We start from the raw sequence: 26827 nt of genomic DNA, 5'->3' as shown, positions 1-26827 counted from the left end.
GCCGCCACGAGGGGCGTGCGGTGACTTTTTGCGTCCGGTCCGTGACCGCGTGGTGATCGGCCGGTGCTGCTACAGCGCGGCGGCGCCGTGCGCGCGCAGCGTCTGGTCGTACTGCTGGAGGACCCACAGCTCGTTCTGCACGGCGGCGTACTGGGCCGGGTCCCCGTGGCCGGAGAGGCGGGCCAGCTGGCCGTTGACGTCGCGGATGCGGCGTTCGACGGCGCGGCGCCGGACCCGGACCAGCACCTCGCCGGCGTACATCTCGTCGACGACGCGGCGCATGATCGCCTCGACGGCGAGTTCGGTGACCATGGCGCGGACGGTGTCGTCGGGGGCGGCCTCGCGGACGCGGACCAGGTAGTCCTGCGGGTCCTGGACGCCGAACTCGGCGCCGCCCGCCTCCAGGATCGCCTGGCGTACGGCCGCGTAGGGCGGGGCGGTGAACTCGTCCACGCCGTACGCGTCGAAGGCCGGGGAGACCAGCTCGGGGCGCTGGAGGGCGAGCTTCAGCAGCTCGCGTTCGGTGGCGAAGACGGGGTTGCGCAGGTTGAGGGCGGGGCCGCGGGGGGCCGCTGCGGCGGGGGGCGCCGCGTACTGCTGCGGGCCGTCGGCGCCGCCGCGCTGCGGCCGCTCGGGCGCGGGGCCCTTGCCGCCGCGGTCCCGTGCCCAGCGGGCGAGCTGGGCGACGCGCTTGACGACGAACTGGGTGTCGAGGATGCCGAGCATGCCGGCGAGCTGCACGGCGACCTCGTGCTGGGCGCCGCTGTTCTTGATGCGGGCGACGACGGGGGCGGCCTCGTCGAGGGCGGCGGCGCGGCCCGCCGGGGTGTCCAGGTCGTAGCGGGCGACGATCTGGCGCAGCGCGAACTCGAACAGCGGGGTGCGCGGCTCGACCAGGTCGGCCACCGCGTCGTCGCCCTTGGCTAGGCGCAGGTCGCAGGGGTCCATGCCGTCGGGCGCGATGGCGATGTACGTCTCGGCGGCGAACTTCTGGTCGTCCTCGAAGGCGCGCAGGGCCGCCTTCTGGCCGGCCGCGTCGCCGTCGAAGGTGAAGATCACGCGGGCGGAGCCGTTGTCCATCAGCAGGCGCCGCAGGATCTTGATGTGGTCGCCGCCGAAGGCCGTGCCGCAGGTCGCGATGGCGGTCGTCACCCCGGCGAGGTGGCAGGCCATGACGTCGGTGTAGCCCTCGACGACCACGGCGCGGGACGCCTTCGCGATGTCCTTCTTGGCGAGGTCGATGCCGTAGAGGACCTGGGACTTCTTGTAGATGGCGGTGTCGGGGGTGTTGAGGTACTTCGGCCCGTTGTCGGCCTCGTAGAGCTTGCGGGCGCCGAAACCGACGACGTCGCCGCCGATGTCGCGGATGGGCCACATCAGCCGGCCGCGGAAGCGGTCGATGGGGCCGCGGCGGCCTTCCTGGGAGAGGCCGGAGAGCAGCAGCTCCTTGTCGCTGAAGCCCTTGCCGCGCAGGAAGCGGGTGAGGTGGTCCCAGCCCTGGGGGCTGTAGCCGACGCCGAAGTGCTGGGCGGCGCCCTGGTCGAAGCCTCGCTCGGCGAGGAAGGCGCGGCCGGTGTCCGCCTCCGGGCTGGTGGCGAGCTGCTCCGCGTACCACTGGGCGGCGATCTTGTGGGCCTCGACCAGGCGGATGCGCTCCCCGCGCTGGTGGGAGGGGTTGTACCCGCCCTCCTCGTAGCGCAGGGTGATGCCGGCCTGCCCGGCCAGGCGCTCGACCGCCTCGGAGAAGGTGAGGTGGTCGATCTTCATCACGAAGGTGATGGTGTCGCCACCCTCCTGGCAGCCGAAGCAGTGGAAGAGTCCCTTGCTGGGGCTGACCTGGAAGGACGGCGACTTCTCGTCGTGGAACGGGCACAGCCCCTTCAGGTTGCCGCCGCCCGCGTTGCGCAGCTGGAGGTACTCCGAGACGACGGCGTCGATCGGGACCGCGTCCCGAACCGCCTTCACGTCCTCGTCGTTGATCCGTCCTGCCACGGGTGAATTCTACGGGGGTCCGCCGGCGCTCCCGACGGGCTCCGCCCCGGGCGGGCCTCAGCCGGCCGGAGCCGGATGCGGCGCGAGGCGATGACGGCGGTGGTAGGAGAGGGTCACGGCCGCGGTGAGCGGGCCCCAGAGGACCAGCGGCTGGTAGACGATGCCGACGAGGACGCTTCCGGTGGCGGTCATGTCCTCGTGCGGCTGCGTCCACCACAGGGGCATGACGGCCCAGAGCGCGGTGAGCACCGCCGCACCGACGGCGGCGGGGACGACGGCGGCCAGGGGGCGCACCCGGCGCCCGCCGATCAGCGGTATCCAGCGCGGTACGACCTCGCCCCAGGGCCGCACCAGGCCGAGGGTGAGGAGGGCGACCAGCTCGCCGGCCACGCTGAGCGTCAGCATCCACAGCTTGGCGCCGGCGGTCTCGAACGGTGCGAAGCCCGCGTCCGTGTAGCCGGCGGGGAGGCCGAGCACCCACAGGATGCGCCACAGCCCGCTCGGCAGGACGACCAGCACGGTCAGGTGCGCGGCAAGGACCGCCCAACGGGGCGGTGCCGGCACGGACGTCACGGGGGAGGCCGGGGGAAGGCTCATGCCACTCATCATCGAGCCGCCGCCGGCGCCCTGCCGTCAGCCTGTACGGCGGACCCGGCCGGCCCACGGGAAGGAGGGCCGCACACCGGGATCGGCCGCGGGGCGGAGCCGCCGTCGTCCTCCCGGACGATGCGCCCGGCCTCAGGGCACGAGGGTGTCCAGGGACACGTGCGGGTCGGACAGGGCCTCCGTGTCGACGGGGGCGCCGGAGCGGATGAGGTTCTGGATGTCCTCCGTGACGTCCCACACGTTGACGTTCATCCCGGCCAGGACCCTGCCCTGCTTGACCCAGAAGGCGATGAACTCGCGCTTGGCGGCGTCGCCGCGCAGGACGACCTGGTCGTACGAGCCGGCCGGGGCCCAGCCGGAGTACTCCATGCCGAGGTCGTACTGGTCGGAGAAGAAGTAGGGCACGCGGTCGTAGGTGAGCTCCTTGCCGAGCATCGCGCGGGCCGCGGCCGGGCCGCCGTTGAGGGCGTTGGCCCAGTGCTCCACGCGCAGCCGGGTGTCGAAGAGGGCGTGCGGGAAGGAGGCGACGTCGCCGGCGGCGTGGATGTCGGGGTCGGAGGTGCGCAGCCGCTCGTCGACGACGATGCCGCCGCCGTGCGCGCGGTCGGCGATCTCCAGGCCGGCCGCCTGCGCGAGGGAGGTGCGGGGGGCGGCCCCGATCGCGGCGAGCACGTCGTGCGCGGGGTGTTCCTCGCCGTCGTCGGTGCGGGCGGCGAGGACCATGCCGTCCTGGCCGACGATCTCGGTCAGCCGCACGCCGAAGCGGAAGCGGACGCCGTGCGCCTCGTGCAGCTCGGTGAAGACGGAGCCCAGCTCGGGGCCGAGGACGCCGTGCAGCGGGGTGGGGGCCGGCTCGACGACGGTGACCTCCGCGCCGTACTCGCGGGCCGCCGCCGCGACCTCCAGGCCGATCCAGCCGGCGCCGGCGATCACGAGGTGGCCGTTGTCCCGGCCGAGAGAGGCGAGGACGCCCTTGAGGCGCTCGGCGTGGGCGAGGCGGCGCAGGTGGTGGACGCCCGCGAGGCCGGTGCCGGGCACGTCGAGGCGGCGGGGCTCGGCGCCGGTGGCGAGGAGCAGCTTGTCGTACCGGACGTGGGTGCCGTCGTCGCCGTAGTGCACGGTCTTCGCGGCGCGGTCGATCGCGACGACGGTCTGGCCGAGGTGCAGCTCGATGTCGTGCTGCGCGTACCAGGCGGGCTCGTGCACGAAGACGCTGTCGCGTTCCTCCTTGCCGAGCAGATAGCCCTTGGACAGCGGCGGGCGCTCGTAGGGGTGGTCGCGCTCGTCGGAGATGAGGATCACCCGGCCGGTGAATCCCTCGGTGCGGAGTGTCTCGGCCGCCTTGGCGCCGGCCAGGCCGCCTCCGACGATGACGAATGTCTGATCCGCGTCGACCACTTGTTGCCTCCTCGTCAGGGTGCCGCCACATGCGAGCGTCCCGCACACGGCGTGGCGCGGGAAGGGGGAGTGAACCGATCAGGCCATCGTCAGTCTCCCCGATGCCCCGTCAGGCGGGCGTGAAGCGAGCGGGCCGAGGCGTCCGTGAGGGAGGCGATCTGGTCGACGATCACCCGTTTGCGCGCCCGGTCGTCGCCGGCCCGGCCGAACAGGGCGCGGAACTGGGGGTCGAGCCCTTCGGGCGCGCGGGCCGTGAGCGCCTCGGCCAGTCCGGCGACGACGACGCGCTGGTCGGCGCGGAGCCGCTCCTGCTCGGCGCGCTGCATGACGTACCGGTCGGCGACGGCCTTGAGGACGGCGCACTCCAGGCGGGTCTCGCGGGGGACGACCAGTTCGGCGGTGTACCGGGTGAGGCGCCCGCCCCCGTACGCGGCCCGGGTGGCGGCCTCGGCGGCCAGGCAGAAGCGGCCGATGAGCTGGCTGGTGGCGTCCTTCAGCCGGGCCTGGGCGACGGCCGAGCCGTCGTAGCCGTGCGGCCACCAGTCCTGGGCGAGGAGGCGGTCGAGGGCGGCGGCCAGCTCGGCGTGGTCGGTGCCGGCGGGGACGTAGCGGCCGACGGCGACCTCGAAGACCGCCTCCCGCTCGGGGTCGGCGAGCAGGCAGTTCGGATCGATGTGTCCGGCGTGCAGGCCGTCCTCGACGTCGTGCACCGAGTACGCCACGTCGTCGGACCAGTCCATGACCTGTGCCTCGAAGCAGGCGCGGCCGGCGGGGGCGCCCTCGCGCAGCCAGGTGAAGACGGGCAGGTCGTCCTCGTACACGCCGAACTTGGGCGACGCCGGGTCGGTGGGGTGGGCGCCGCGGGGCCAGGGGTACTTGGTGGCTGCGTCGAGGGCGGCGCGGGTGAGGTTGAGGCCGACGGAGCCCTCGTCGGTGAACCGCTTGGGCTCGATGCGGGTGAGGAGCCTGAGCGACTGGGCGTTGCCCTCGAAGCCGCCGCAGTCCTCCGCGAACTCGTTCAGCGCGGCCTCGCCGTTGTGGCCGAAGGGAGGGTGGCCGAGGTCGTGGGAGAGGCAGGCGGCCTCCACGAGGTCCGGGTCGCAGCCGAGGGCGGCGCCGAGCTCGCGGCCGACCTGGGCGCACTCCAGGGAGTGCGTGAGGCGGGTGCGGGGGCTGGCGTCCCACATCGGGTTGCCCTCGCCGGGCGTGACGACCTGCGTCTTGCCGGCGAGGCGGCGCAGGGCGGAGGAGTGCAGGACCCTGGCGCGGTCGCGCTGGAAGGCGGTGCGGCCGGGGCGTTTGTCGGGCTCCGGGGCGTAGCGGGCCACTGACGTGGGGTCGTACGGGGTGGGTGCGGTGCCTGTGGTGCCTTCCATGTGGTGAACAGTACGGGGGGAGGTGCGACGGTGGGCGCCCGTGCGTCTGCCTGGTGCGGTTACCGGGCGAGTGCGGGTGTCGCTGCGGCCGGTCGCGCAGGTCCGTACGCCCCTCGGGGCACGTCGTTCTCGCCGCCCCCGGCAAGCGCCTCGTCGTAGCGGTGGAGCAGGAGGCGGGCCATCGCCGGGTGGGTGCCCAAGGGGGCCGACGCGATCCACGGGGCGTGGGTGGTGGACTCCGTGGCGAAGCGGCCCGGGGCCGTGAAGTGGGCGGCGACGGCGATCCGGCGGTGGCCCCGGGCCGTCAGGGTGCGGATCGCGTCCGGGACCGTCGGGGCCGCCGCCGAGGCGTACGCGGGGAGGACCGGGACGCCGAGGCGGGCGGCGAGGAGGGCCGCCGTGCGCTCCGTGTCCGCGCGGGAGGCCGGGGCGCGGGAGCCCGCGGAGGCGAGGACGACGGCGGCGTCCCGGGGGGCGTGGAGGGGCCAGCCGGCCTCGAGGAGGTTGTCGTGCAGGGCGTCCACGAGGAGGGGGTGGGGGCCGAGCGGGGCGGCCACGCGGGTGCGGGCCGGGGAGGCGGCCGCCATGCCGGGGATGTCCCGTTCGACGTGGTGGCCGTGGCTGAGGAGGAGCGGGACGAGGACGGCCTCGCCGTCGCCGAGCGCGGCCAGCGTGTCGGGCAGCAGGGGGGCGTTGAGCTCGATGTGCCCGAGGTGCACCGGCAGGGCGGGGCGCAGGGCACGCACCCGGTCGAGGAGGGCCCGTACGGTGCTCAGTGCGCGCGGGTCGCGGCTGCCGTGGGCGACGACGACCAGGGCGGGGGTGCCGCCGGGGTGCGCCGTGCTCGTCCTGACCGTCACTGTCGTTGCCGTCATGCACCGAGCGTGGCGCCACGACGTTGCCTTCCCGTTGCGCGGAGGTCACGGGAATTTGCCGTCGGTTCACACGGCACCGGGCGTCCCGTGTGAGCGGGCGGCGAACCGGACGGCACGTCCGTACGTCCCTGTGGGCGGGAGACGATCAGGGGAGGGACCGACCGATGCGCCGCTGGAGACCTGGCAGACCGCGCCTTCCGCGCACCCGCGCGGGGCAGCGACGGCTGATCCAGGCGGTGATGGCCGGGTGCGTGCTGGCACTGCTGCCGGCCACCTGGATGTACGTGGTGACCGGCGACCGGCTGCGCACCACCGCCGACGTGCCCCGTACCGGGGTCGCCGTCGTCTTCGGCGCCGGGCTGTGGGACGGGGAGCCGTCGCCGTACCTCGCGCACCGGCTGGACGCGGCGGCCGGGCTCTACCGGGCGGGGCGGATCGAGGTGGTGCTCGTGACCGGGGACAACAGCCGCAAGGAGTACGACGAGCCGGACGCCATGCGCGCGTACCTCGTCAGGCACGGGGTGCCCGACGCGCGGATCGTCAGCGACTACGCGGGCTTCGACACCTGGGACTCCTGCGTCCGCGCGAAGAAGATCTTCGGGGTCGACCGGGCCGTGCTGATCAGCCAGGGCTTCCACATCCGGCGGGCGGTGGCGCTGTGCCAGGAGGCGGGGGTGGCGTCGTACGGCGTGGGGGTGGACGCCCGGCACGACGTGACCTGGTACTACGGGGGCGCCCGGGAGATCTTCGCGGCGGGCAAGGCGGCGCTGGACGCGGTGTTCGAGCCGGATCCGCGCTTCCTCGGGCCGAGGGAGCCGGGGGTGGCGGAGGCGCTGGCCGGCGGGCGGTGACGCCCCTCGCCGCCGCCCTCACCGCGGCCGTCGGGCGGCGGGGAGGTCACCGTCCCGGGGGCGTAACAATCGGCCGCCCGGTCGTGTAACACGGGCGGCGCAGGCTTGGCGGCATGCAGAACACCTCGACGCCCACGCACTGTCCGTACTGCGCGCTGCAGTGCGGGATGAATCTGACGCCCGCCGCCGGGGGGAGCGTCGAGGTGACCGAGCGCGCGGACTTCCCGGTGAACCGGGGTGCGCTGTGCGGCAAGGGCCGTACGGCGCCTGCGCTGCTCGCGCCGGGACTGCGCCTGACCTCGCCGCTGGTCCGCGGCGGTGACGGCGCGCTGGTGCCGGCCTCGTGGGACGAGGCGCTGGACCGGATCGCCGGGAACCTGGCGCGCACGCGCGAGGAGTACGGCGCGGACGCGCTCGGGGTGTTCGGCGGCGGCGGGCTGACCAACGAGAAGGCGTACGCGCTGGGCAAGTTCGCCCGCGTGGTGCTGGGCACCTCGCAGATCGACTACAACGGGCGGTTCTGCATGTCGTCGGCCGCCGCGGCGGGCGTCAGGGCCTTCGGGCTCGACCGGGGACTGCCGTTCCCGCTGGAGGACATCCCGAGGACCGGCTGCGTGATCCTCGTCGGGTCGAACCCGGCGGAGACGATGCCGCCGTCGCTGCGGTACTTCCACGAGCTGCGCGAGAACGGCGGCACGCTGATCGTCGTGGATCCGCGCCGCACCCGGACCGCCGAGCAGGCCGACCTCCACCTGGCGCCGCGGCCGGGCACCGACCTCGCGCTCGCGCTCGGCATGCTGCACCTGGTCGTCGCCGAGGGGCGGGTCGACGAGCGGTACGTCGGGGAGCGCACGGCGGGCTGGGAGGAGGCGCGGGCCGCGGCGATGGCGCACTGGCCGGAGTACGTGGAGCGGATCACCGGAGTGTCCGTTCCCGAACTGCGGGAGGCGGTGCGGCTGTTCTGCGCGCCGGAGGCGGCGATGGTGCTCACGGCGCGCGGGCCCGAACAGCAGGCCAAGGGCACGGACACGGTGGGCGCCTGGATCAACCTGTGCCTGGCGACCGGGCGGGCGGGGCGGCCCCTGTCGGGGTACGGCTGTCTGACCGGGCAGGGCAACGGGCAGGGCGGACGTGAACACGGGCAGAAGGCCGACCAGTTGCCGGGCTACCGCAAGCTGACCGACCCGGCGGCGCGGCGGCACGTCGCCGAGGTGTGGGGCGTGGACCCGGACTCGCTGCCGGGGCCGGGGCGCAGCGCGTACGAGCTGCTGGACGCGCTGGGCACGGACGTCAGGTCGCTGCTGGTGATGGGCTCCAACCCGGTGGTGTCGGCGCCGCGCGCGGCGCATGTCGAGGGGCGGCTGCGGTCGCTGGACTTCCTGGCCGTGTGCGACGTGGTGCTCTCGGAGACGGCGGCGCTGGCGGACGTCGTGCTGCCGGTGACGCAGTGGGCGGAGGAGACGGGTACCACCACCAGCCTGGAGGGGCGGGTGCTGCTGCGGCGGCGCGCGCTCGACCCGCCGGCCGGGGTGCGGAGCGATCTGGAGGTGCTGCACGAGCTGGCCCGGCGGCTCGGAGCGGGGAAGGGACTGGAGAAGGGCTTCCCGGCCGATCCCGAGGAGGTCTTCGAGGAGCTGCGCCGGGCCAGCGCGGGCGGGCCGGCGGACTACTCGGGGATCAGCTACCGGCGGCTCGCCGAGGAGAACGGCGTGTTCTGGCCGTGCCCGGCGCCGGACGCCGCCGGGGCGGCGCCGCACCCGGGCAGCCCCCGCCTCTTCCTGGACCGTTTCGCCACCGACGACGGCCGGGCCCGCTTCGTGCCCGTCACGCACCGGCCGAGCGCCGAGGAGCCCGACGACGAGTACCCGGTGCTGCTGACCACGGGGCGGGTCGTGTCGCAGTACCAGTCCGGTGCCCAGACCCGGCGCGTGGACGAGCTGAACGCCGCCGCGCCGGGCCCGTTCGTGGAGCTGCATCCGAGGCTGGCGGCGCGGCTGGGGGCGGCCGAGGGCGACCCGCTGGCCGTCGTCTCCCGGCGGGGCCGGGCGGTGGCACCGGCCCGCATCACGACCGGCATCCGTCCGGACACGGTGTTCATGCCGTTCCACTGGTCCGGTGAGGGCCGCGCCAACACCCTGACCAACCCGGCTCTGGACCCGGCCTCGCGGATGCCGGAGTTCAAGGTGTGCGCGGTGCGGGTGGAGACGGTGACCTTCTAGGCCCTGTCGTCACCTGACCCACCAGTCGCCGCTCCCGATCGCGGTGCCGCGCGCCCGCAGCCGGGCGGCGACCGGCGGGGCGGCGACGTACACCCAGGCGCGCACGGGCGTGCCGGCGGCGTCCGGGACGACGTGCCTGGCCACGCGGTCGTACAGGTTGCGCGGATCGCCCGGCGTGTACTCCTCCAGCCGGTCGAGAGCGGCCAGCAGGTCGTCGTACGCCTCCGGCCGGGGGGTGACGAGGTCGCCGCGCACCGTGCCGTCCGGGGCCTCGACGGCGTACGGGTAGCCGGGTCCCGCGTACAGCACGGCGCCGGTGAGGCGGGCCGGTTCCTCGGCGCGGGTGCGGCCGGTGAGGAAACGGGCGTGGTTGGGGCCGCCGGGGCGGAGCGTCCCGTAGACGAAGAACGGCAGGTGCTCGGCATCCACGAGGGTCATTCTCTCCCCTCATGATCTCCACGCGAGCGCTATGGACATGACATACGGGCGGGCTCTTGAATCCGAGTCAGCACCAGCGTCCCCACGCGCACCGCGCCTGTCCCGAGGAGATCGATGAGCCGAATACGGCACGTCAGAGGTTCCCGCCCCACCACGGTCGGCATCGCCGCCACCGCCGTCTCCCTCCTGGCCGCCGCCCTCGCCCCCACCGCGGGCGCGGCCGACGGGCCCACCCCCGCCGCCGCCCTCGACCACGCCGCGGCGGCCCTCGCGGACCACGCTCCGGCCCTGGGCCTGACCGGCGCCCAGGGCACGGAGGTCCGTGACGTCATCGTCGACCCGGACGGCACCCAGCACGTCCGTTACGACCGCACCTACCGTGAACTACCCGTACTGGGCGGCGACTTCGTCGTCCACCTCGCCCCCGACGGCGACTACCGGGGCGCCGACCGCGCGACGACGGCATCCCTCTCCCTGTCCACCGTCACCCCGAAGCTGTCGGCGCCCAAGGCCGCCGACCTGGCCGCGAACGCGCTGCGCGCCGCCAACCCGGGCGAGCTGCTGAAGCGGCTCACCGCCAAGCCCGAGCTGGTCGTCGACGCCCTGCACGGCACCCCGAAGCTGGCCTGGCGCACGAACGCGGCGGCGCTGGACTCGCTGGGCAACCCGGTCGCCCGCACGGTCCTGACCGACGCGGCCACCGGAGCCCGCATCGACGCCTGGGACACCATCGAGTCGGCCTCGGGCGACGGCAGGTCGCTGTACGGCGGCACGGTGCCGCTGGAGACGACGCCGTCCGGGTCGGCGTACCAGCTGACGGACGCGACGCGCGGCGGCACGTACACCGGCGACGCGGCGAACAAGACCGACCTGTGCATCCTGACGATCTGTCTCGGCCGGGCGCCCTCGACGGTGTTCACGGACGCCGACAACCACTGGGGCACCGGCACGGACGCCGACCGGGCCTCCGCCGCGGTGGACGCCCAGTACGGCACGGACGTGACCTGGGACTACTACCGGAACGTCCACGGGCGCAGCGGCATCGCCGGGGACGGCAAGGGCTCCTACAACCGGGTGCACTACGGCACCCGCTACAACAACGCCTTCTGGGACGACACGTGCTTCTGCATGACGTACGGCGACGGTGACGGCACGGCCTTCGGACCGCTGGTGTCGCTGGACGTCGCCGGGCACGAGATGTCCCACGGGGTGACGTCGTCGACGGCGGCGCTGACCTACTCGGGCGAGTCCGGCGGCCTGAACGAGGCCACCTCCGACATCTTCGGCACGCTGGTGGAGTGGTACGCGGGCAACTCCGCCGACGCCGGGGACTATCTGATCGGCGAGAAGGTCGTCCGCTCCGGCTTCGGCCGCGACGCCCTGCGCTACATGGACCGGCCGAGCCGGGACGGCGCCTCGGCGGACTGCTGGAGCGGTTCGGTCGGCGATCTCGACGTGCACTACTCGTCCGGCGTCGCGAACCACTTCGCGTACCTGCTGGCCGAGGGCAGCGGCGCGCGGACCGTGGGCGGGGTGCGCTACGACTCCCCCACCTGCGACGGCTCCTCGGTGACCGGCATCGGCCGGGACAAGCTGGGCGCGATCTGGTACCGGGCGCTGACGGTCCACATGACCTCGTCCACGGACTACGCGGGCGCGCGCACCGCCACCCTGAGCGCGGCCGGGGAACTGTACGGCGCCGACAGCCCGGAGCACGCCGCGGTGGCCGCGGCGTGGAAGGCGGTGAACGTGGGCTGATCCCCCACCGACCCCACCCGACGGCAGGCCGGTGCCCCTCGCGAGGGGTACCGGCCTGCCGTCGGGTGCGCCCTGCTCACGCGTCGTACGGACGCCTCTCCTTCGCCTCTCGCAACGCCTGCCCCCACCAGACCAGTTGGTCCAGCAGGGTCTTGGCGGCCGCGTCCGGGCCGGCCGGGTCCCGGAGGGTGCCCGCGTCGTCGAAGGCCGCGCCGGCGTTGTGGAAGGAGACCGTGTCGCGGACGGTGACGGCGTGCAGTTCGGCGAAGACCTGGCGCAGGTGCTCCACCGCGCGCAGGCCGCCGGAGACGCCCCCGTAGGAGACGAGGCCGACGGGCTTGGCCCGCCACTCGGCGTAGTGCCAGTCGATGAGGTTCTTCAGACCGGCCGGGAACGAGTGGTTGTACTCGGGGGTGAGGACGACGAACGCGTCGGCCCGCGCCAGTTTCGGGGTGACGTCCGCCAGTGCGGCGGCCGCCTCCGGGGTCCGGGCGAAGTCCGTGGGCAGGGCGGTTTCGGCGACGTCCACGACCTCGGGTACCAGGTCGTCGCGGTCGCGGAGACGGGCGAGGAGCCAGTCGGCGACGACGGGGCCGAAGCGGCCGTGGCGGTTGCTGCCGACGAGCAGGGTCACATGGAGGGGAGCGGTCTGTGTGGTCATGCGGGACAGCGTGGTACCTCGACTTAACTTGAGGTCAAGTCCGAGTCCCCGGCGTCCGGCCCGGTCCGGACGCCCAGGCACCGCTCACCCGTTCACCCGCCCGCCGCGCGTCCGTACGGGTCTTTCCTCCGCCGCCCTCCGCCGCCGCCCTGACCTGCGCGGACGTGATCACCGGCCGGCTCGGCGGACGCGTCGGTGACACCCGTTCATCCCATTGCCCGCACGCGCTCGACAAGCGGGGTGCGCCCGGTGCCGATTTCCTCGGTAGGGCAGGGGCCACCGAAGAGCTCGAAGGAGCACCGATGCGACGCACCGCCCGCCTGCTGACCGGTACCGCGCTCGCCGTCGCGGCCGCGGGACTCGCCACCGCGCCCGCGTACGCCGGGGACGCCGCGGCCACCGGCCGACTGGAGGTGTACCCCTCCTCGGTCGTGCCGGGCGAGGAGGCCGTCGTGACCACGTCGGCGTGCGGCGAGGACGGTGCCGCGACGGGCGACGCCGGCGCGGTGGGCGCCGGCCGGTTCCCGCTGGCGCCGGACACGCCCGGCGACGAGGTGACCGGGCGGTTCGACGTACCGCCGAGCGCGCAGCCGGGGACGTACGAGATCGTCGCCACGTGCGCCGAGAGCGGCCGGCGGGTGACCGGCGACCTGGTGGTCACGCTGACCTCCGCCGGTGCGCAGGTGTACCCCCGGGGAAGCGTCAAGACGGGGGTCGGCGGCGCACTCGGCCCCGATCCCGTGCAGACCGCGGCCGGTGTGGCGGCTCTCGCCGTCGCCGCCGCGGGCGGTACCTGGCTCCTGCATCGCCGGGCGAGAGGCGACGGGATCTGACGGGCACCCTCCGCTGCCCGTCCGCCGGTACCGCACTTCCCCACCCCCTCCGGGTCCGATGCCCCTCGCGGCCCGGAGGGGGCAGGGGATCCCCCGAGGAGAGGTGGTCGTCATGCGCAGGGTCGGCAACACCGCGATAGCGGCGGTCACCGCCGTCGCCCTGTGCGCAGGGGCGTATCTCCTCAGCGGCGGCACGGAGAGCGGGGCCCCGCCGCAGCCGTCGGCCGCGCAGGCCGGCTCCGGGCGGGCCCGGACGGCACCAGGCGCCCCGGCGCTGCCGCCCTCCCCGCCCGACCGCGTCCGCATCCCGGCGATCGGCGTGGACGCCCCGCTGACCGGCCTCGGACTGACGCCCACGGGCAGTCTGGACGTCCCTCCCGCCGACAGGAAGAACCTCGCCGGCTGGTACGAGGCGGGCACCACCCCCGGCGAGCGGGGCACCGCGATCGTCGCCGGGCACGTCGACAACGCCGAGGGACCCGCCGTGTTCTACCGGCTCGGCGCGCTGAGGAAGGGCGCCGAGATCGAGGTCGACCGGCGCGACGGCGGCGTCGCGGTGTTCACCGTGGACGCGGTGGAGGTGTACGCGGCGACGGACTTCCCCGACCGGAAGGTGTACGGCGCCGCGGACCGGCCGGAGCTGCGCGTCATCACCTGCGGCGGCGGCTACACGCGCGGGACCGGCTACCAGGGGAACGTGGTCGTCTTCGCCCATCTCACCGGGAGCCGGTGAGAGTCGGTGAGACCTGGCGGACCCGGTGGGACCTGGTGGGACCCGGTGGGACCTGGTGGGCCTCAGGCCAGCCACTGCTCGTACGCCAGGTTCGCCACCAGGGCGAAGACGACCGTCAGCAGGACGACGCGGACGAAGCCGCTGCCCTTCTTGAGGGCCGTGTGCGCGCCGAACGTGCCGCCGGCGAGGTTGAAGACGGCCATCAGGGCGGCCGGCTGCCACAGCACCGCGCCCTGCCAGGCGAAGGTGGCGAGGGCGCCGGCGTTGGTGCAGCAGTTGACGATCTTGGCGGTGGCGGAGGCCGTCACGAGGTCCAGGTGCAGGACCGCGGTGAGCGCCAGGACCAGGAAGGTGCCGGTTCCGGGGCCGATCAGGCCGTCGTAGAAGCCGATGCCGAGGCCGGCGAGGCCGATCGCGGCGAGGATCTGGCGGCGGGTGGCCGGGCCGGGGGCCGGTGCGGTGCCGAAGGCGGGGCGCAGGATCACGAAGGCGGCGACGGCCAGCAGCACCACCATGATCACCGGCTTGAGCACCTCGGTGCTCATCCCGGCGGCGAAGAAGGCCCCGCCGGAGGACCCCGCGAGGGCCGCCAGGCCGATCCGCACGGCCAGGCGCACGTCCACCGGGGCCTTGCGGGCGTAGGTCACCGCCGCGCCCGTGGTGCCGACGATGGCGACGGCCTTGTTGGTGCCCAGGGCGTGCGCGGCCGGCGTCCCGGCGGGCAGGCCGAGCAGCAGCGCCGGCAGCAGCAGGAGGCCGCCACCGCCGACCACGGCGTCGATCCACCCGGCCGCGAAGGCGGCGAGGCAGAGGAGGACGACCGTGGTCAGCGCTATGTCGGGCATGATCGCGACCCTAAGGACGAGATGGATGTGCCGTCCATCGAGATGAGGGACATCTGAGGTTCCGGGACCGGGCCCGGAGCCGCCTCCGGGGCCGGTCCGGAGCCGCCTCGGGACCGGCCCCGGAGGCACTTCCCGCCCGCCCCCGAGTCCCTCACACCCCTCCCCCGCCGCCGCTGAGGGCAGCGTTCCCCGTGGGAAACAGAGGGGATGCCGTCGGGTAACACCCGCGCAGCACGCTCGTCGTCATGACCTCGAATGCGCGTGTGGTGGTGATCGGTGCCGGGCTCGCGGGTGTGACGCTCGCCCGGCGCCTCGGTGAGCTGGGCACGCCCGCACTGGTGGTCGGCGACGAGGAGCACCGCCCGTACAACCGGGTGCTGCTCGCGGACGTGCTGGCCGGACGGCTCGGCCCCGAGGTCGTCGCCCTGCCGGAGCCCGCGGAGCTGGTCCGCGCCCGGGTCACCGGCATCGACCGGGTCGGCCGGACGGTGCGCTGCGCCGACGGCTCGGCGATCGCCTACGACACGCTGGTCCTGGCGACCGGCTCCAACGCCGTGCTCCCGCCGCTGCGCGGCCTGTTCACCGCGGACCGCCGGCTGCCCGAGGGCGTGCACGCGTTCCGCACCATGGACGACTGCCTGGGCCTGTCCAAGGCGGTACGGCCGGGGGTGCGGGCGGTCGTCGTCGGCGGGGGTCTGCTCGGCGTCTCCGCCGCCCGCGCGCTGGCCGTGCGCGGCACGCAGGTCGTCCTCGCCCAGCAGTCCGAGCGGCTGATGGAACGCCAGCTCGACCCGGCCGCCTCCGCGCTCGTCCGGCGCCATCTGGAGGGCCTCGGCGTCGAGGTGCACACCGAGTGCCGCGTGCGGGACGTGCGCTCGGTCGGCGGGGCGGTGCGGTCGGTCGAGCTGGCCGACGGTTACGCCCTCGGCGCCGACCTGGTGGTCCTCGCCTGCGGCGTCCGTCCCCGGGTCGGGCTGGCGCGGGCGGCGGGACTCGAGATCGCGGACGGCGTGGTCGTCGACGACGAACTGCGCACCTCGGACCGGCACATCCGCGCCGTGGGCGACTGTGCCCAGCACGCGGGCACGGTGTACGGGCTGGCCGCGCCCGCCCTGGAACAGGCCGGTGCGCTGGCCGGGCTGCTGGCCGACGGCCGCGCCGCCCGCTACACCGGCACCCGGTCCCTGACCCGGCTCACCCTCACCGGGCCGGACAGCCCCTTCGACCTCGCCGCGTTCGGCGAGACCGACCCCCGCCCCGGCGACGACGTCGTGCAGCTCGCCGACGCCACCCGGGGCACCTACCGCAAGGTCGTCGTCCGCGACGACCGGCTGGTCGGCGGGGTCCTGGTCGGCGAACTCGGCACCGTCGGCGCGCTGGCGCGCGCCTGGGAGGGAGCAGAGCCGCTCCCCTCCGACGGCGGCCCCCTGCTCCACCTGCTCACCAACGACGGAGGCTCCTGATGACCGCCACCCCGGGGCCCACCCCCACCATCGTGCTCGTCGGCCACGGCATGGTCGGCCAGCGCTTCCTCGAGGCGCTCGCCGAACGCGGCCTGACCGCCTCGCACCGCGTGGTCGTGCTGTGCGAGGAACCGCGGCCCGCCTACGACCGCGTCCAGCTCACCTCGTACTTCTCGGGGAAGTCCCCCGAGGACCTGTCGATGACCGACATGGCGTTCATCGAGCGGCACGGCATCGAGCTGCACGTCGGCGACCCGGCCGAGACGGTCGACCGCGAGGCCCGCCGGGTGACCGCCCGCTCGGGTCTGGCCGTCGACTACGACGTCCTGGTGCTGGCCACCGGCTCCTACCCCTTCGTCCCGCCGGTCCCCGGCAAGGACGCCGAGGGCTGCTTCGTCTACCGCACGATCGAGGACCTCCTCGCCATCGAGGAGTACGCGAAGAGGGCGACGACCGGCGCGGTGGTCGGCGGCGGGCTGCTCGGTCTGGAGGCGGCGGGCGCCCTCAAGGGGCTCGGACTGACCTCGCACATCGTGGAGTTCGCGCCGCGCCTGATGCCGGTGCAGGTCGACGAGGGCGGCGGGGCGGCGCTGCTGCGCACCATCGAGGAGATGGGCCTGTCCGTCCACACGGGCGTCGGCACGCAGGAGATCGTGACCGGCGAGGACGGCGCCGTCACCGGCATGAAGCTGTCCGACGGCTCCGAACTCGCCACCGACCTGGTGGTGTTCAGCGCCGGTGTCCGCCCCCGCGACCAGCTGGCCCGCGACTGCGGCCTCGCGGTCGGCGAGCGCGGCGGCATCAGCGTCGACGAGCAGTGCCGCACGGTCACCGACCCGCACGTGTTCGCGATCGGCGAGTGCGCGCTGGCCGCGGACGGCCGGGTGTACGGCCTGGTGGCCCCCGGCTACGAGCAGGCCGAGACGGCCGCCGCGACGATCGCCGCCGACGAGGCGTCCTTCACCGGCGCCGACCTGTCGACCAAGCTGAAGCTGCTCGGCGTGGACGTGGCCTCCTTCGGCGACGCGCACGGCACCGCCGAGGACTGCCTGGACGTCGTCTACTCCGACTCCCGCGCCGGGCTGTACAAGAAGCTGGTCATCGCCCGCGACGGCACCCTGCTCGGCGGCATCCTGGTCGGTGACGCGGAGGCCTACGGCACGCTGCGCGCCTTCACCGGCTCGGTCCCGCCGGTCTCGCCCGAGTCGCTGGTGCTGCCCGCCGGTTCCGGCGCCCCGGTCCAGCTCGGCCCCTCCGCGCTGCCCGACGACGCGGTGATCTGCTCGTGCCACAACGTCTCCAAGGGCACGATCCGCGGTGCGGTGACGGAGCACTCCTGCACGACCGTGCCCGAGGTGAAGAAGTGCACCAAGGCCGGCACCGGCTGCGGCTCGTGCCTCAAGGTGCTCGACCAGCTGGTCACCGCCGAGCTGGAGGCGAGCGGCGTCGAGGTCGACAAGGGCCTGTGCGGCTGTTTCGCGCAGACCCGCGAGGAGCTGTACGAGATCGTCCTCGCCCTGCGGATCACCTCCTACCAGGAGCTTCTCGACCGGCACGGCCGCGAGGACGCCCGGGGCGGTGACGGCTGCGAGGTCTGCAAGCCTGCAGTCGGCTCGATCATCGCCTCCCTCGCCCCGGCGATCGGCGCGAGCGGCTACGTCCTGGAGGGCGAACAGGCCGCGCTCCAGGACACCAACGACCACTTCCTGGCGAACCTCCAGCGCAACGGCTCGTACTCCGTCGTCCCGCGCATCCCCGGCGGCGAGATCGCCCCGGAGAAGCTCATCGTCATCGGCGAGATCGCCCGCGACTTCGGGCTCTACACGAAGATCACCGGTGGTCAGCGGATCGACATGTTCGGTGCCCGCGTCGAGCAACTGCCCGTGATCTGGGCGCGACTGGTGGACGCCGGCTTCGAGTCGGGGCACGCGTACGGGAAGTCGCTGCGCACGGTGAAGTCCTGCGTGGGGCAGACCTGGTGCCGCTACGGCGTCCAGGACTCGGTGCGCATGGCGATCGACCTGGAGCTGCGCTACCGGGGGCTCAGGTCCCCGCACAAGCTCAAGTCGGCGGTGTCGGGCTGTGCCCGCGAGTGCGCGGAGGCCCAGTCGAAGGACTTCGGCGTGATCGCCACGTCCAACGGCTGGAACCTGTACGTCGGCGGCAACGGCGGCGCCACCCCGCGCCACGCGGACCTGCTCGCGCAGGACCTCTCCGACGCCGAACTGGTCCGTCTGATCGACCGGTTCCTGATGTTCTACATCCGTACCGCCGACAAGCTGGAGCGCACCTCCACCTGGCTGGAGCGCATCCCCGGCGGCCTGGACCACGTCCGGGACGTGGTGGTGCACGACTCGCTCGGCATCTGCGACGAGCTGGAGTCCCTGATGCGGGCGCACGTGTCCCACTACCGCGACGAGTGGGCCGAGACGATCGACGACCCCGAGAAGCTGGCCCGGTTCGTGTCCTTCGTCAACGCGCCGGACACCCCCGACCCGGTCGTCGGCTTCGTGCCCGAACGCGACCAGATGAAGCCCGACCTGCCGCTGCTCAGCATCGGCGTGCGGCGCCCCTCGGAAGACGACCTCCTGGAAGGAAGCACCCGGCGATGACCCTGGCACCCGAGACCACCAGCCTGAAGGTCCGACTGCGGCTGACGGACGACTGGTTCACGGCCTGCGACCTCGGCGCCCTGCTCCCGGGCCGCGGCGTGGCGGCCCTGCTGCCGGACGGCGGCCAGGTGGCCCTGTTCCGCGACCGCTGCGGGGAGCTGTACGCCATCGACAACCGCGACCCGTTCACCGGCGCGGCGGTCCTCTCCCGCGGTCTGACCGGCAGCCACCGCGGCCGGCCCTTCGTCGCCTCCCCGCTCCTGAAGCAGCGCTTCGACCTCGCGACCGGGCAGTGCCTGGACGACGAGACGGTACGCGTGGCCACGTACGAGGTGACGGCCGCCTGACCCGGCTTCTTGACCGGTCGTTCCAATAAGGCCTAGGCTCCACGGCGTGGCCAGGACCAAGGAGTTCGATCCGGACGCCGCGCTGCGGGCAGCCCTGGAGCTGTTCTGGCGGCGCGGCTACGAGGCGACGTCGATGTCCGACCTCGTGGAGCACCTCGGCGTCGGACGCGCCAGCCTCTACGCGACCTTCGGCAACAAGCGCGAGCTGTACCTGAAGGCGCTGGAGCGCTACGAGGAGGGACTGCTCCCGGACCTGCTGGCCGATCTGGCCCGGCCCGGCCCCGCCCTGCCGGGCGTGCGGTCCCTGGTGCGGCGCTACGCCGCCGAGGCGACCGCCGAGGAACTGCGGGGGCGCGGCTGCTTCGTCACGAACACGGCCGCCGAGCTGGCCCCGCACGACCCGGTCGCCGCGCGGCGGGTCGAGCGCAACTGGGACCGGCTCGAGACGGTGCTGCACGCGTCGCTGGACCGGGCCCGCGCCCAGGGCGAACTGCCCGCCGGCCGCGACCCCCTGACCCTGGCGCGCACGCTGCTGGTGCTGCTCCAGGGGCTGCGGGTGGTCGGCAAGGCGTCGGCGGACCCGGCGCGGGTGCGGGACGCGGCGGAACAGGCACTGGCACTGCTCGACTGAGACACCACCCTCCGCGGAGGGTGTCTTTCCGGCCCTCATAATGAACCGATCGGTCAAGAAAAAGGGGAGCTTCATGACCGCCCAGCGTTTCACCGGCAAGACCGCCCTCGTCACCGGCGCCGGCTCCGGCATCGGACGTGCCGTCGCCCTCGCCTTCGCCCGGGAGGGCGCGCACGTCGTGGTCGCCGGGCGCGGACGGGGGCCGCTCGACGAGACGGTGGCCCTGATCGAGGAGGCGGGCGGCAAGGCGCTGGCCGTCACCGCCGACGTGTCCCGGGCCGCCGACGTCCGGGCCGCGGTGGAGGCCGCCGTCGCCTTCCCCCACTCTCGGCTTCGCTCGAGCGGGGGGACCCCCATCGGCTCGCTCGACGTGGCGGTCAACAACGCGGGCGTCTTCCGCGGCGGAACCCCCGTGGCCGACCTCTCCGACGAGGACTGGCGCACACAGCTCGACATCAACGTCACCGGCGTCTTCCACGCCCTGCGGGCGGAGGTCCGCCAGATGCGCACCCAGCCGGCCGGCGGGGCGATCGTGAACATCGCCTCGACCTTCGGCCTGCACAAGCGCAGCCCGGGCGCCACCGCCTACGCCGCCACCAAGGCGGCGGTCTCGGTGCTCACCCGGGGCGCCGCCCTGGACCACATCGCCGACGGCGTCCGCATCAACGCCGTCAGCCCGGGCGCCACGGCGACCGCCATGTCCCTGCGGCCCGGTGAGACGGAGGAGGGCCGGGCCGAGCGCATGCGGGGCGAGACGCCGCTCGGCCGGGTCTCGTCGGTGGAGGAGGTCACCGCGGCCGTGCTGTATCTGGCCTCGGACGACGCGTCGTCGGTGGTGGGCACCGACCTGGTCGTGGACGGCGGTCAGACCGCCTGACCTCCCGGGTCGCTACCCCGTCAGGGCGTCGTACGTCACGCCCGTGAGCCGTTCGGAGGCCGCCCACAGGCGCTCGCCCATCGCGTCGTCCAGGGTCCGGGGTGCCCGCCAGGACGGTGCGGGCGCCCCGCGCCACATGGCGAAGGACGGGCCGGTGAAGGAGTCGGGGGCGACTGCCGGGGCCGTGGCCGCGTACAGGACCGGCAGCGCGCCCGCCTCGGCGGACTGGGCGACGACACGGTTGGCGAGCTGCATCAGGTGCTCGGCGAGCCGCCGTCCCTCGGCGCGCGGGCCGGCGGTCTGGAGGTTGGTCTCCGCGTACCCCGGGTGCGCGGCGGCCGCCGTCACGTGCGGGCCGCCGTCACGTGCCGCCAGCCGGCGGGCCAGCTCGTGCGTGAAGAGCAGGTTGGCGGACTTGGAGCGGGCGTAGGCGGTCCACCGCCCGTAGCGCCGCACGTTGTTGAGGTCGCGCGGGTCGATGCCGGCCAGCGCGTGGGCGAGGCTGGAGACGGTGACGATCCGGGCGTCCGGCGATGCGAGCAGCGCGGGCAGCAGCAGCCCGGTCAGCGCGAAGTGCCCCAGGTGGTTGACGCCGAAGTGCGTCTCGAAGCCGTCCGCGGTCGTGCCGTAGGGCAGGGCCATCACCCCGGCGTTGTTGACCAGCAGGTCGACCCGTGCGTACGGCAGCGCGCTCGCGAACTTCCGTACGGAGGCGAGGTCCCCCAGGTCGAGCCGTGCCAGTTCCACGTCGGCGTCCGGGACGTCGTCGGCCAGCCGCTCCAGGGCCTGTTCGCCCCGCGTCTCGCTGCGGCACGCGAGCACGACCCGCGCCCCCTTGCGCGCCAGCTCCCGTGCGACCACGTAGCCGAGTCCGCTGTTGGCCCCGGTGACGACGGCGGTCCGCCCGCCCTGGTCGGGGATGTCGCGCACACTCCAGCCGGCCATCGACGGCTCCTTCCCGATCTCCCGGACCCCACCTCACCGTACGCGCCGTTGGGCCCGGAGCGGAGAGTTACCGTCCGGTCACGTCACGTTCCCGTCACGTCTCCTCCATATCGGCTCCACGTTCCCGTCACATCACTAGCTTCGTCACCTCCGAAGCATCCGCTCCACACCACTTCCGGGACACTCGATGAACCTGCTCCGCAAGCCGGCCGCCGTGGCCGTCGCCGCGCTGGCCCTCGCCGCCCTGCCGGCCGCCGCCGAGGCGCACGACGGCGCCCACCCCTTCGAGAACTGCTCCGAGGCGTACGCCGCCGGGTACTCCGACATCAAGGAGGGCAGCGAGCACTACGGCGCGCACCTCGACCGGGACAAGGACGGCGTCGGCTGCGACAAGCCGCCCGCGGGCTTCGTGCCGGCCGGCGACAAGGACGCGGACGCCGGTGAGGACACGGGCTCGGGCACCGGCAAGGCCGGCGGCGAGCGGACCGGCGGCGGCCAGGCCGCCGGGGAGTCGGGCACCGACCTGGCCGAGACCGGCGGCGACGACACCACCCCGTACATCGCCGCGGGCGGCGGGGCCGTCGTGCTCGCCGGCGGCGGGCTGCTGCTGGCGGTGCGCAGGCGCAAGGACGCCGCCGGCGTCCGCTGACGCGCCCCGCCCGCTCAGCGGCGCGGCTTCGGCGGCTGCAGACTGAACTCGGCACTGCTCAGCAGCCGCCGCATGGCCACCGCGATCGGGCGCTCCACGAACCGCTGCACGAGGTACGACAGCAGGACCAGGCCGGCCACGGTCACCCCGACCAGAAGCCAGGGGTCGACCCGGTCGCCGAAGTGGTGGGCGACGGTCATGCCGATGACGTCGTGCAGCAGGTAGAGCGGGAAGGTCAGCGTCCCCGCGACCGTCAGCCCCCGCCAGCGGATCCTGCGGGTCCAGCCGAGCGCGATCACCGCGATCAGCACGAAGAACACCGTGGTCACCAGGACCAGCCAGCCACGCCACGGCGCCCAGGTCTCCCAGTTGTTGCGGCCCCCGCGCGGCGCCAGCAGGAAGTGCAGCGCCAGCAGCCACGACATGGCGACGATGCCCCACAGCAGCGGGGTGGGCCGGTAGCGGTACATGAGGTAGAAGGCCATGCCCGCGATGAAGTACGGCGCGGAGGACGGGTTCACCAGCAGCGAGAGCAGCGGGATGTGGGCGCTGGGCGCCAGCACCGCGGCGACCGTCCACAGCCCGCAGAAGATGACCACGCGCTGGTAGGTGAGGCCCTTCCACACCACCACGACGAAGGTGAGGTAGAAGCAGAGCTCCGGCCAGAGCGTCCAGTAGACCGAGTCGAGGTTGTCCACGCCGAGCGGGGTCTGCAGCATCGTCAGGTTGGCGAAGAGCAGCCGCGGGTTGGGGTGCCCGAAGGGCGTGTCGAAGAGGTAGATGACGCTCGCCGACACCGCGATGGCCACCCAGTACATGGGGTACAGCCGGGTGACGCGGGAGATGAAGAAGTCGCGCGGTGTGCGCCCCCAGGCGCTCATACAGATGACGAAGCCGCTGATCAGGAAGAACAGGTCGACGCCGAGCCGCCCGAAGGCGAAGTAGCGGTGCGCCTCGGGGAAGGTCGCCTGGTAGGGGCGGCCCCAGACCTCGAACATGCCCCAGGGGGTCTGGCCGACGAAGTGGAAGAGCACCACCGCGAGGGCCGCCAGGAAGCGCAGCCCGTCCAGTGCGGCGAGCCGGTTGCCTCTGACGACCGGTCCGGCCGGGACGGCCACGCGCGCACCGGCGGCGGGCGGCACTTCCGGCGCCACCACCCCGCCCCCGTCCTGCCCGGGGGCCTTGTCCACCGGCCTTGCCTGCTCCGTCTGGGACATCCGTCCACCATTCCCGCCATCGTTGTCACTGCTGTCAGGTGCGTAGGACCATCGTGCAGATGACCAACAGGTGAACAGGGTGGTTGTGGTACGGCCTGAAAGAAGAGTCACACCTCGGGCACAGCAACCACACAACAGGCGGTGGACGCGGGGAGAACGCGAGAGGCGGCACCCCCGCACAGGGTGCCGCCTCTTCTCGTGGACCGGAGCCGCCGCCGATCGGTGAGGGTGGTCGGGTGACAGACGGCGGCTCCGGGGCCTGGTGTGCCCCGCGCGGGGTCAGCGGTGGTCGCTGCCCTGTGCGGTGACGGCCGCCCGGCCGGCCTCCAGACGGGCGACCGGGATGCGGAACGGGGAGCAGGAGACGTAGTCCAGACCCACCTCGTGGAAGAAGTGGACCGACTCCGGGTCGCCGCCGTGCTCACCGCAGACGCCGAGCTTCAGGTCGGGGCGGGTGGCGCGGCCGGCCTTCGCGGCGGCGGCGACGAGCGAGCCGACGCCGTCCTTGTCGATCGTCTCGAACGGGGAGACGCCGAAGATGCCCTTCTCCAGGTAGGCCGTGAAGAAGCTGGCCTCCACGTCGTCGCGGGAGAAGCCCCACACGGTCTGGGTCAGGTCGTTGGTGCCGAAGGAGAAGAACTGCGCGGCCTCGGCGATCTGACCGGCGGTCAGCGCGGCCCGCGGCAGCTCGATCATCGTGCCGATCGACAGCTTCAGCTTGGTGCCCGTGGCCGCCTCGACCTCGGCGATGACCTGGTCTGCCTCGTCGCGGACCAGCTCCAGCTCCTGGACGGTGCCGACCAGCGGGATCATGATCTCGGCGCGCGGGTCGCCCTTGGCCGCCCTGCGCTCGGCCGCGGCCTCGGCGATCGCCCTGACCTGCATGGTGAACAGGCCGGGGATGACCAGTCCGAGGCGGACGCCGCGCAGACCCAGCATCGGGTTCTGCTCGTGCAGGCGGTGCACGGCCTGGAGCAGGCGCAGCTCGTTCTCGTGCGGCTCCTGCCGGGACTCGGCGAGGGCGACACGCACCGACAGCTCGGTGATGTCGGGCAGGAACTCGTGCAGCGGCGGGTCGAGCAGGCGGACGGTGACCGGGAGGCCGTCCATCGACTCGAAGAGCTGGACGAAGTCCTTCTTCTGGAGCGGCAGGAGTTCCTTGAGGGACTCCTCGCGCTCGGCCTCCGTGTCGGCCAGGATCAGCCGCTCGACCAGCTCGCGCCGGTCGCCGAGGAACATGTGCTCGGTGCGGCACAGGCCGATGCCCTGGGCGCCGAAGCGACGGGCGCGCAGCGCGTCCTCGGCGTTGTCGGCGTTGGCGCGCACCCGCAGCCGGCGCTTGCGGTCGGCGAAGGCCATCATGCGGTGCACGGCCTCGACCAGCTCGTCGGCGTCGTCGGCGCCCGGGTGCATGCGGCCCTCGAAGTACTCGACCACGGGGGACGGGACGACCGGTACCTCGCCGAGGTACACCTTGCCGGAGGAGCCGTCGATGGAGATGACGTCGCCCTCCTCGACCACATGGCCGCCCGGCACCGTCATGCGGCGGCGCTTGGTGTCGACCTCCAGCTCCTCGGCGCCGCAGACACAGGTCTTGCCCATGCCGCGCGCGACGACGGCCGCGTGGGAGGTCTTGCCGCCGCGCGAGGTGAGGATGCCCTCGGCGGCGATCATGCCGTCCAGGTCGTCGGGGTTGGTCTCGCGGCGGACGAGGATGACCTTCTCACCGGAGCGGGACCACTTCACGGCGGTGTAGGAGTCGAAGACCGCCTTGCCGACCGCCGCGCCCGGCGAGGCCGCGATGCCCCGGCCGACCTTCTCGACCTTGGCGCTCTCGTCGAAGCGGGGGAACATCAGCTGGGCGAGCTGGGCGCCGTTGACGCGGGTGAGCGCCTCGGCCTCGTCGATCAGACCCTGGTCCACCAGCTGGGTGGCGATACGGAAGGCGGCGCCCGCGGTGCGCTTGCCGACGCGGGTCTGGAGCATCCACAGCTGGCCGCGCTCGATGGTGAACTCGATGTCGCACAGGTCCAGGTAGTGGTTCTCCAGCGTCTCCATGATCTGCATCAGCTGGTCGTACGACTTCTTGTCGATCTGCTCCAGCTCCGCGAGCGGCACGGTGTTGCGGATGCCCGCGACCACGTCCTCCCCCTGGGCGTTCTGGAGGTAGTCGCCGTAGACGCCCTGGTGGCCGGAGGCGGGGTCGCGGGTGAACGCGACGCCGGTGCCGGAGTCCGGGCCGAGGTTGCCGAAGACCATGGAGCAGACGTTGACGGCGGTGCCGAGGTCGTGCGGGATGCGCTCCTGGCGGCGGTAGAGCTTCGCGCGGTCGCCGTTCCACGAGTCGAAGACCGCCTTGATGGCGAGGTCCATCTGCTCGCGCGGGTCCTGCGGGAAGTCCCGGCCGGCCTCCTTCTTCACGATCTTCTTGAAGGCGGTGACCAGCTTCTTCAGGTCGGCGGCCTCCAGGTCGGTGTCGACCGTGACCTTCTTGGCCTCCTTGGCCTTCTCCAGCGCCTCCTCGAAGAGGTCGCCGTCGACGCCGAGGACGGTCTTGCCGAACATCTGGATCAGGCGGCGGTAGGAGTCCCACGCGAAGCGGTCGTCGCCGGCCTGCTTGGCCAGGCCCTGCACCGACTTGTCGGAGAGACCGATGTTGAGGACGGTGTCCATCATGCCCGGCATGGAGAACTTGGCTCCGGAGCGGACCGACACGAGGAGGGGGTTGTCGGCCTGGCCGAGCTTCTTGCCCATCTTCGCCTCGAGGGCGTCGAGGTGCGCACTCACCTCGTCACGCAGTGCCGCCGGCTCCTCGCCACTGTCGAGGTAGGTCTTGCAGGCCTCGGTGGTGATGGTGAAGCCGGGAGGGACCGGAAGGCCCAGGTTGGTCATCTCGGCGAGGTTGGCACCCTTGCCGCCGAGGAGGTCCTTGAGGTCCTTGTTGCCCTCGGTGAAGTCGTAGACGAACTTCGTTACGTGGGGATCTTTGTTTTCCGACACGGGTCTCGACTCCTCGAAGACGCGGTGGCTGCCCTGACGGCGAGGAATCTACCCAGATCGAAGGCACCTGGGTACGTCCACTTGCGCGTCATGCGCCTGTAACCACTCGTCCGCCAGCGGATTGAAAGTCAAGGCTGGGCAAGGGAGCGGCCGGTCATGTTTTCATTTCTTGAACGAATCACCCCCCGTTGGCGCCCCAGGATGCTCACCTGAGCGGCAATCTCCACGTTTGAGTTCGATCGATGAACGATCAAGCCATGGCACTCAGTGCCACGATTTGGAGAAGTGGAACAGCCCAAGATCCGCTCATCTGAGCGCCGCCTCTATCAGAGGTGGCGAGAATCACGCTGTCGTCCGCCGCCGGATTTCATCATGCGGACGTCCGCCGAACCGGATCACCACCAGGCTGAACGCACCCCGCGCACGGGACGTACGACAGTGCGGCGGACCCGGGCCCCCACACCGGGTCCGCCGTCCACCGGGTTCCACAGGGAAGGACCT

The 26827-nt window shown here is 73.3% G+C and carries 22 protein-coding genes; 11 read left to right on the top strand and 11 right to left on the bottom strand.

The window, feature by feature from the left end:
- Positions 1 to 69: 69 nt before the first annotated feature.
- The 5 genes from dnaG to AB0E77_RS18600 all read right to left on the bottom strand — a co-directional run bounded on the left by dnaG (position 70) and on the right by AB0E77_RS18600 (position 6247).
- On the bottom strand, positions 70 to 1992 hold the full coding sequence (gene dnaG, locus AB0E77_RS18620) for a DNA primase (RefSeq protein ID WP_361571693.1): 1923 nt from the start codon (positions 1990 to 1992) through the stop codon (positions 70 to 72).
- A 57-nt stretch (positions 1993 to 2049) separates the two neighbouring features.
- Positions 2050 to 2598 (bottom strand): hypothetical protein, encoded by a 549-nt coding sequence (locus tag AB0E77_RS18615; protein WP_361571728.1) that lies wholly within the window; start codon positions 2596 to 2598, stop codon positions 2050 to 2052.
- A 132-nt stretch (positions 2599 to 2730) separates the two neighbouring features.
- Positions 2731 to 3996, bottom strand: a complete 1266-nt coding sequence (locus AB0E77_RS18610) for an FAD-dependent oxidoreductase (RefSeq protein WP_361571690.1) — start codon at positions 3994 to 3996, stop codon at positions 2731 to 2733.
- Between the two features lie 89 nt (positions 3997 to 4085).
- Positions 4086 to 5372: a deoxyguanosinetriphosphate triphosphohydrolase gene (locus AB0E77_RS18605; protein ID WP_361571687.1), complete on the bottom strand. Its 1287-nt coding sequence runs from the start codon at positions 5370 to 5372 to the stop codon at positions 4086 to 4088.
- 59 nt (positions 5373 to 5431) lie between these two features.
- Positions 5432 to 6247 (bottom strand): sirohydrochlorin chelatase, encoded by an 816-nt coding sequence (locus AB0E77_RS18600; protein WP_361571685.1) that lies wholly within the window; start codon positions 6245 to 6247, stop codon positions 5432 to 5434.
- Between the two features lie 164 nt (positions 6248 to 6411).
- On the opposite strand from AB0E77_RS18600, the gene AB0E77_RS18595 reads away from it, so the two are divergent.
- Both AB0E77_RS18595 and AB0E77_RS18590 read left to right on the top strand, forming a co-directional pair.
- Complete coding sequence (locus tag AB0E77_RS18595) at positions 6412 to 7098, top strand: ElyC/SanA/YdcF family protein (protein WP_361571682.1); 687 nt, start codon at positions 6412 to 6414, stop codon at positions 7096 to 7098.
- Positions 7099 to 7211: 113 nt separating this feature from the next.
- The gene (locus AB0E77_RS18590) at positions 7212 to 9317 is read left to right on the top strand and encodes a molybdopterin oxidoreductase family protein (RefSeq protein WP_361571679.1); all 2106 of its coding nucleotides are present in this window, start codon (positions 7212 to 7214) and stop codon (positions 9315 to 9317) included.
- 9 nt (positions 9318 to 9326) lie between these two features.
- Here the strand turns inward: AB0E77_RS18590 and AB0E77_RS18585 are convergent, their stop codons facing one another.
- Positions 9327 to 9755: a gamma-glutamylcyclotransferase family protein gene (locus AB0E77_RS18585; protein ID WP_361571676.1), complete on the bottom strand. Its 429-nt coding sequence runs from the start codon at positions 9753 to 9755 to the stop codon at positions 9327 to 9329.
- Positions 9756 to 9869: 114 nt separating this feature from the next.
- Between AB0E77_RS18585 and AB0E77_RS18580 the strand changes: the two genes are divergently transcribed.
- A complete protein-coding gene (locus tag AB0E77_RS18580) occupies positions 9870 to 11513 on the top strand; it encodes a M4 family metallopeptidase (RefSeq protein WP_361571674.1) in 1644 nt (547 codons plus the stop codon).
- Between the two features lie 76 nt (positions 11514 to 11589).
- Here the strand turns inward: AB0E77_RS18580 and AB0E77_RS18575 are convergent, their stop codons facing one another.
- Positions 11590 to 12174 (bottom strand): NAD(P)H-dependent oxidoreductase, encoded by a 585-nt coding sequence (locus AB0E77_RS18575; RefSeq protein ID WP_361571671.1) that lies wholly within the window; start codon positions 12172 to 12174, stop codon positions 11590 to 11592.
- A gap of 302 nt (positions 12175 to 12476) precedes the next feature.
- Here AB0E77_RS18575 and AB0E77_RS18570 point away from each other — a divergent pair, with 302 nt between their 5' ends.
- Together AB0E77_RS18570 and AB0E77_RS18565 are read left to right on the top strand one after the other, a co-directional pair.
- Entirely contained in the window at positions 12477 to 13007 is a 531-nt protein-coding gene (locus tag AB0E77_RS18570) for a hypothetical protein (protein WP_361571668.1), read from the top strand.
- A 112-nt stretch (positions 13008 to 13119) separates the two neighbouring features.
- A complete protein-coding gene (locus AB0E77_RS18565; RefSeq protein WP_361571665.1) occupies positions 13120 to 13740 on the top strand; it encodes a class F sortase in 621 nt (206 codons plus the stop codon).
- 62 nt (positions 13741 to 13802) lie between these two features.
- Here AB0E77_RS18565 and AB0E77_RS18560 read toward each other — a convergent pair whose 3' ends face one another.
- Positions 13803 to 14585 (bottom strand): TSUP family transporter, encoded by a 783-nt coding sequence (locus AB0E77_RS18560; RefSeq protein WP_361571662.1) that lies wholly within the window; start codon positions 14583 to 14585, stop codon positions 13803 to 13805.
- Between the two features lie 245 nt (positions 14586 to 14830).
- Between AB0E77_RS18560 and AB0E77_RS18555 the strand changes: the two genes are divergently transcribed.
- The 5 genes from AB0E77_RS18555 to AB0E77_RS18535 all read left to right on the top strand — a co-directional run bounded on the left by AB0E77_RS18555 (position 14831) and on the right by AB0E77_RS18535 (position 20515).
- The gene (locus AB0E77_RS18555) at positions 14831 to 16048 is read left to right on the top strand and encodes an FAD-dependent oxidoreductase (protein WP_361571659.1); all 1218 of its coding nucleotides are present in this window, start codon (positions 14831 to 14833) and stop codon (positions 16046 to 16048) included.
- Positions 16048 to 18660: a nitrite reductase large subunit NirB gene (gene nirB, locus AB0E77_RS18550; RefSeq protein WP_361571656.1), complete on the top strand. Its 2613-nt coding sequence runs from the start codon at positions 16048 to 16050 to the stop codon at positions 18658 to 18660. The genes AB0E77_RS18555 and nirB overlap by 1 nt, the downstream gene beginning before the upstream one ends.
- The gene (nirD, locus tag AB0E77_RS18545) at positions 18657 to 19007 is read left to right on the top strand and encodes a nitrite reductase small subunit NirD (RefSeq protein ID WP_361571653.1); all 351 of its coding nucleotides are present in this window, start codon (positions 18657 to 18659) and stop codon (positions 19005 to 19007) included. The genes nirB and nirD overlap by 4 nt, the downstream gene beginning before the upstream one ends.
- A gap of 46 nt (positions 19008 to 19053) precedes the next feature.
- Positions 19054 to 19638, top strand: a complete 585-nt coding sequence (locus AB0E77_RS18540) for a helix-turn-helix domain-containing protein (RefSeq protein WP_361571651.1) — start codon at positions 19054 to 19056, stop codon at positions 19636 to 19638.
- Between the two features lie 73 nt (positions 19639 to 19711).
- Positions 19712 to 20515 (top strand): SDR family oxidoreductase, encoded by an 804-nt coding sequence (locus AB0E77_RS18535; protein WP_361571648.1) that lies wholly within the window; start codon positions 19712 to 19714, stop codon positions 20513 to 20515.
- Between the two features lie 12 nt (positions 20516 to 20527).
- Here AB0E77_RS18535 and AB0E77_RS18530 read toward each other — a convergent pair whose 3' ends face one another.
- Positions 20528 to 21460: an oxidoreductase gene (locus tag AB0E77_RS18530; RefSeq protein ID WP_361571645.1), complete on the bottom strand. Its 933-nt coding sequence runs from the start codon at positions 21458 to 21460 to the stop codon at positions 20528 to 20530.
- Positions 21461 to 21647: 187 nt separating this feature from the next.
- Between AB0E77_RS18530 and AB0E77_RS18525 the strand changes: the two genes are divergently transcribed.
- Positions 21648 to 22109 (top strand): excalibur calcium-binding domain-containing protein, encoded by a 462-nt coding sequence (locus AB0E77_RS18525; RefSeq protein ID WP_361571642.1) that lies wholly within the window; start codon positions 21648 to 21650, stop codon positions 22107 to 22109.
- Positions 22110 to 22123: 14 nt separating this feature from the next.
- Here AB0E77_RS18525 and AB0E77_RS18520 read toward each other — a convergent pair whose 3' ends face one another.
- Positions 22124 to 23326: an acyltransferase gene (locus AB0E77_RS18520; protein WP_361571639.1), complete on the bottom strand. Its 1203-nt coding sequence runs from the start codon at positions 23324 to 23326 to the stop codon at positions 22124 to 22126.
- A 279-nt stretch (positions 23327 to 23605) separates the two neighbouring features.
- On the bottom strand, positions 23606 to 26326 hold the full coding sequence (ppdK, locus tag AB0E77_RS18515) for a pyruvate, phosphate dikinase (protein ID WP_361571636.1): 2721 nt from the start codon (positions 26324 to 26326) through the stop codon (positions 23606 to 23608).
- Positions 26327 to 26827 lie beyond the last annotated feature (501 nt).

This window comes from Streptomyces sp. NPDC032940, assembly GCF_040636935.1.
GTDB lineage: Bacteria > Actinomycetota > Actinomycetes > Streptomycetales > Streptomycetaceae > Streptomyces.
Note: the sequence above shows the minus strand (reverse complement) of the source record. Positions and strands in the feature narration are given on the sequence as shown.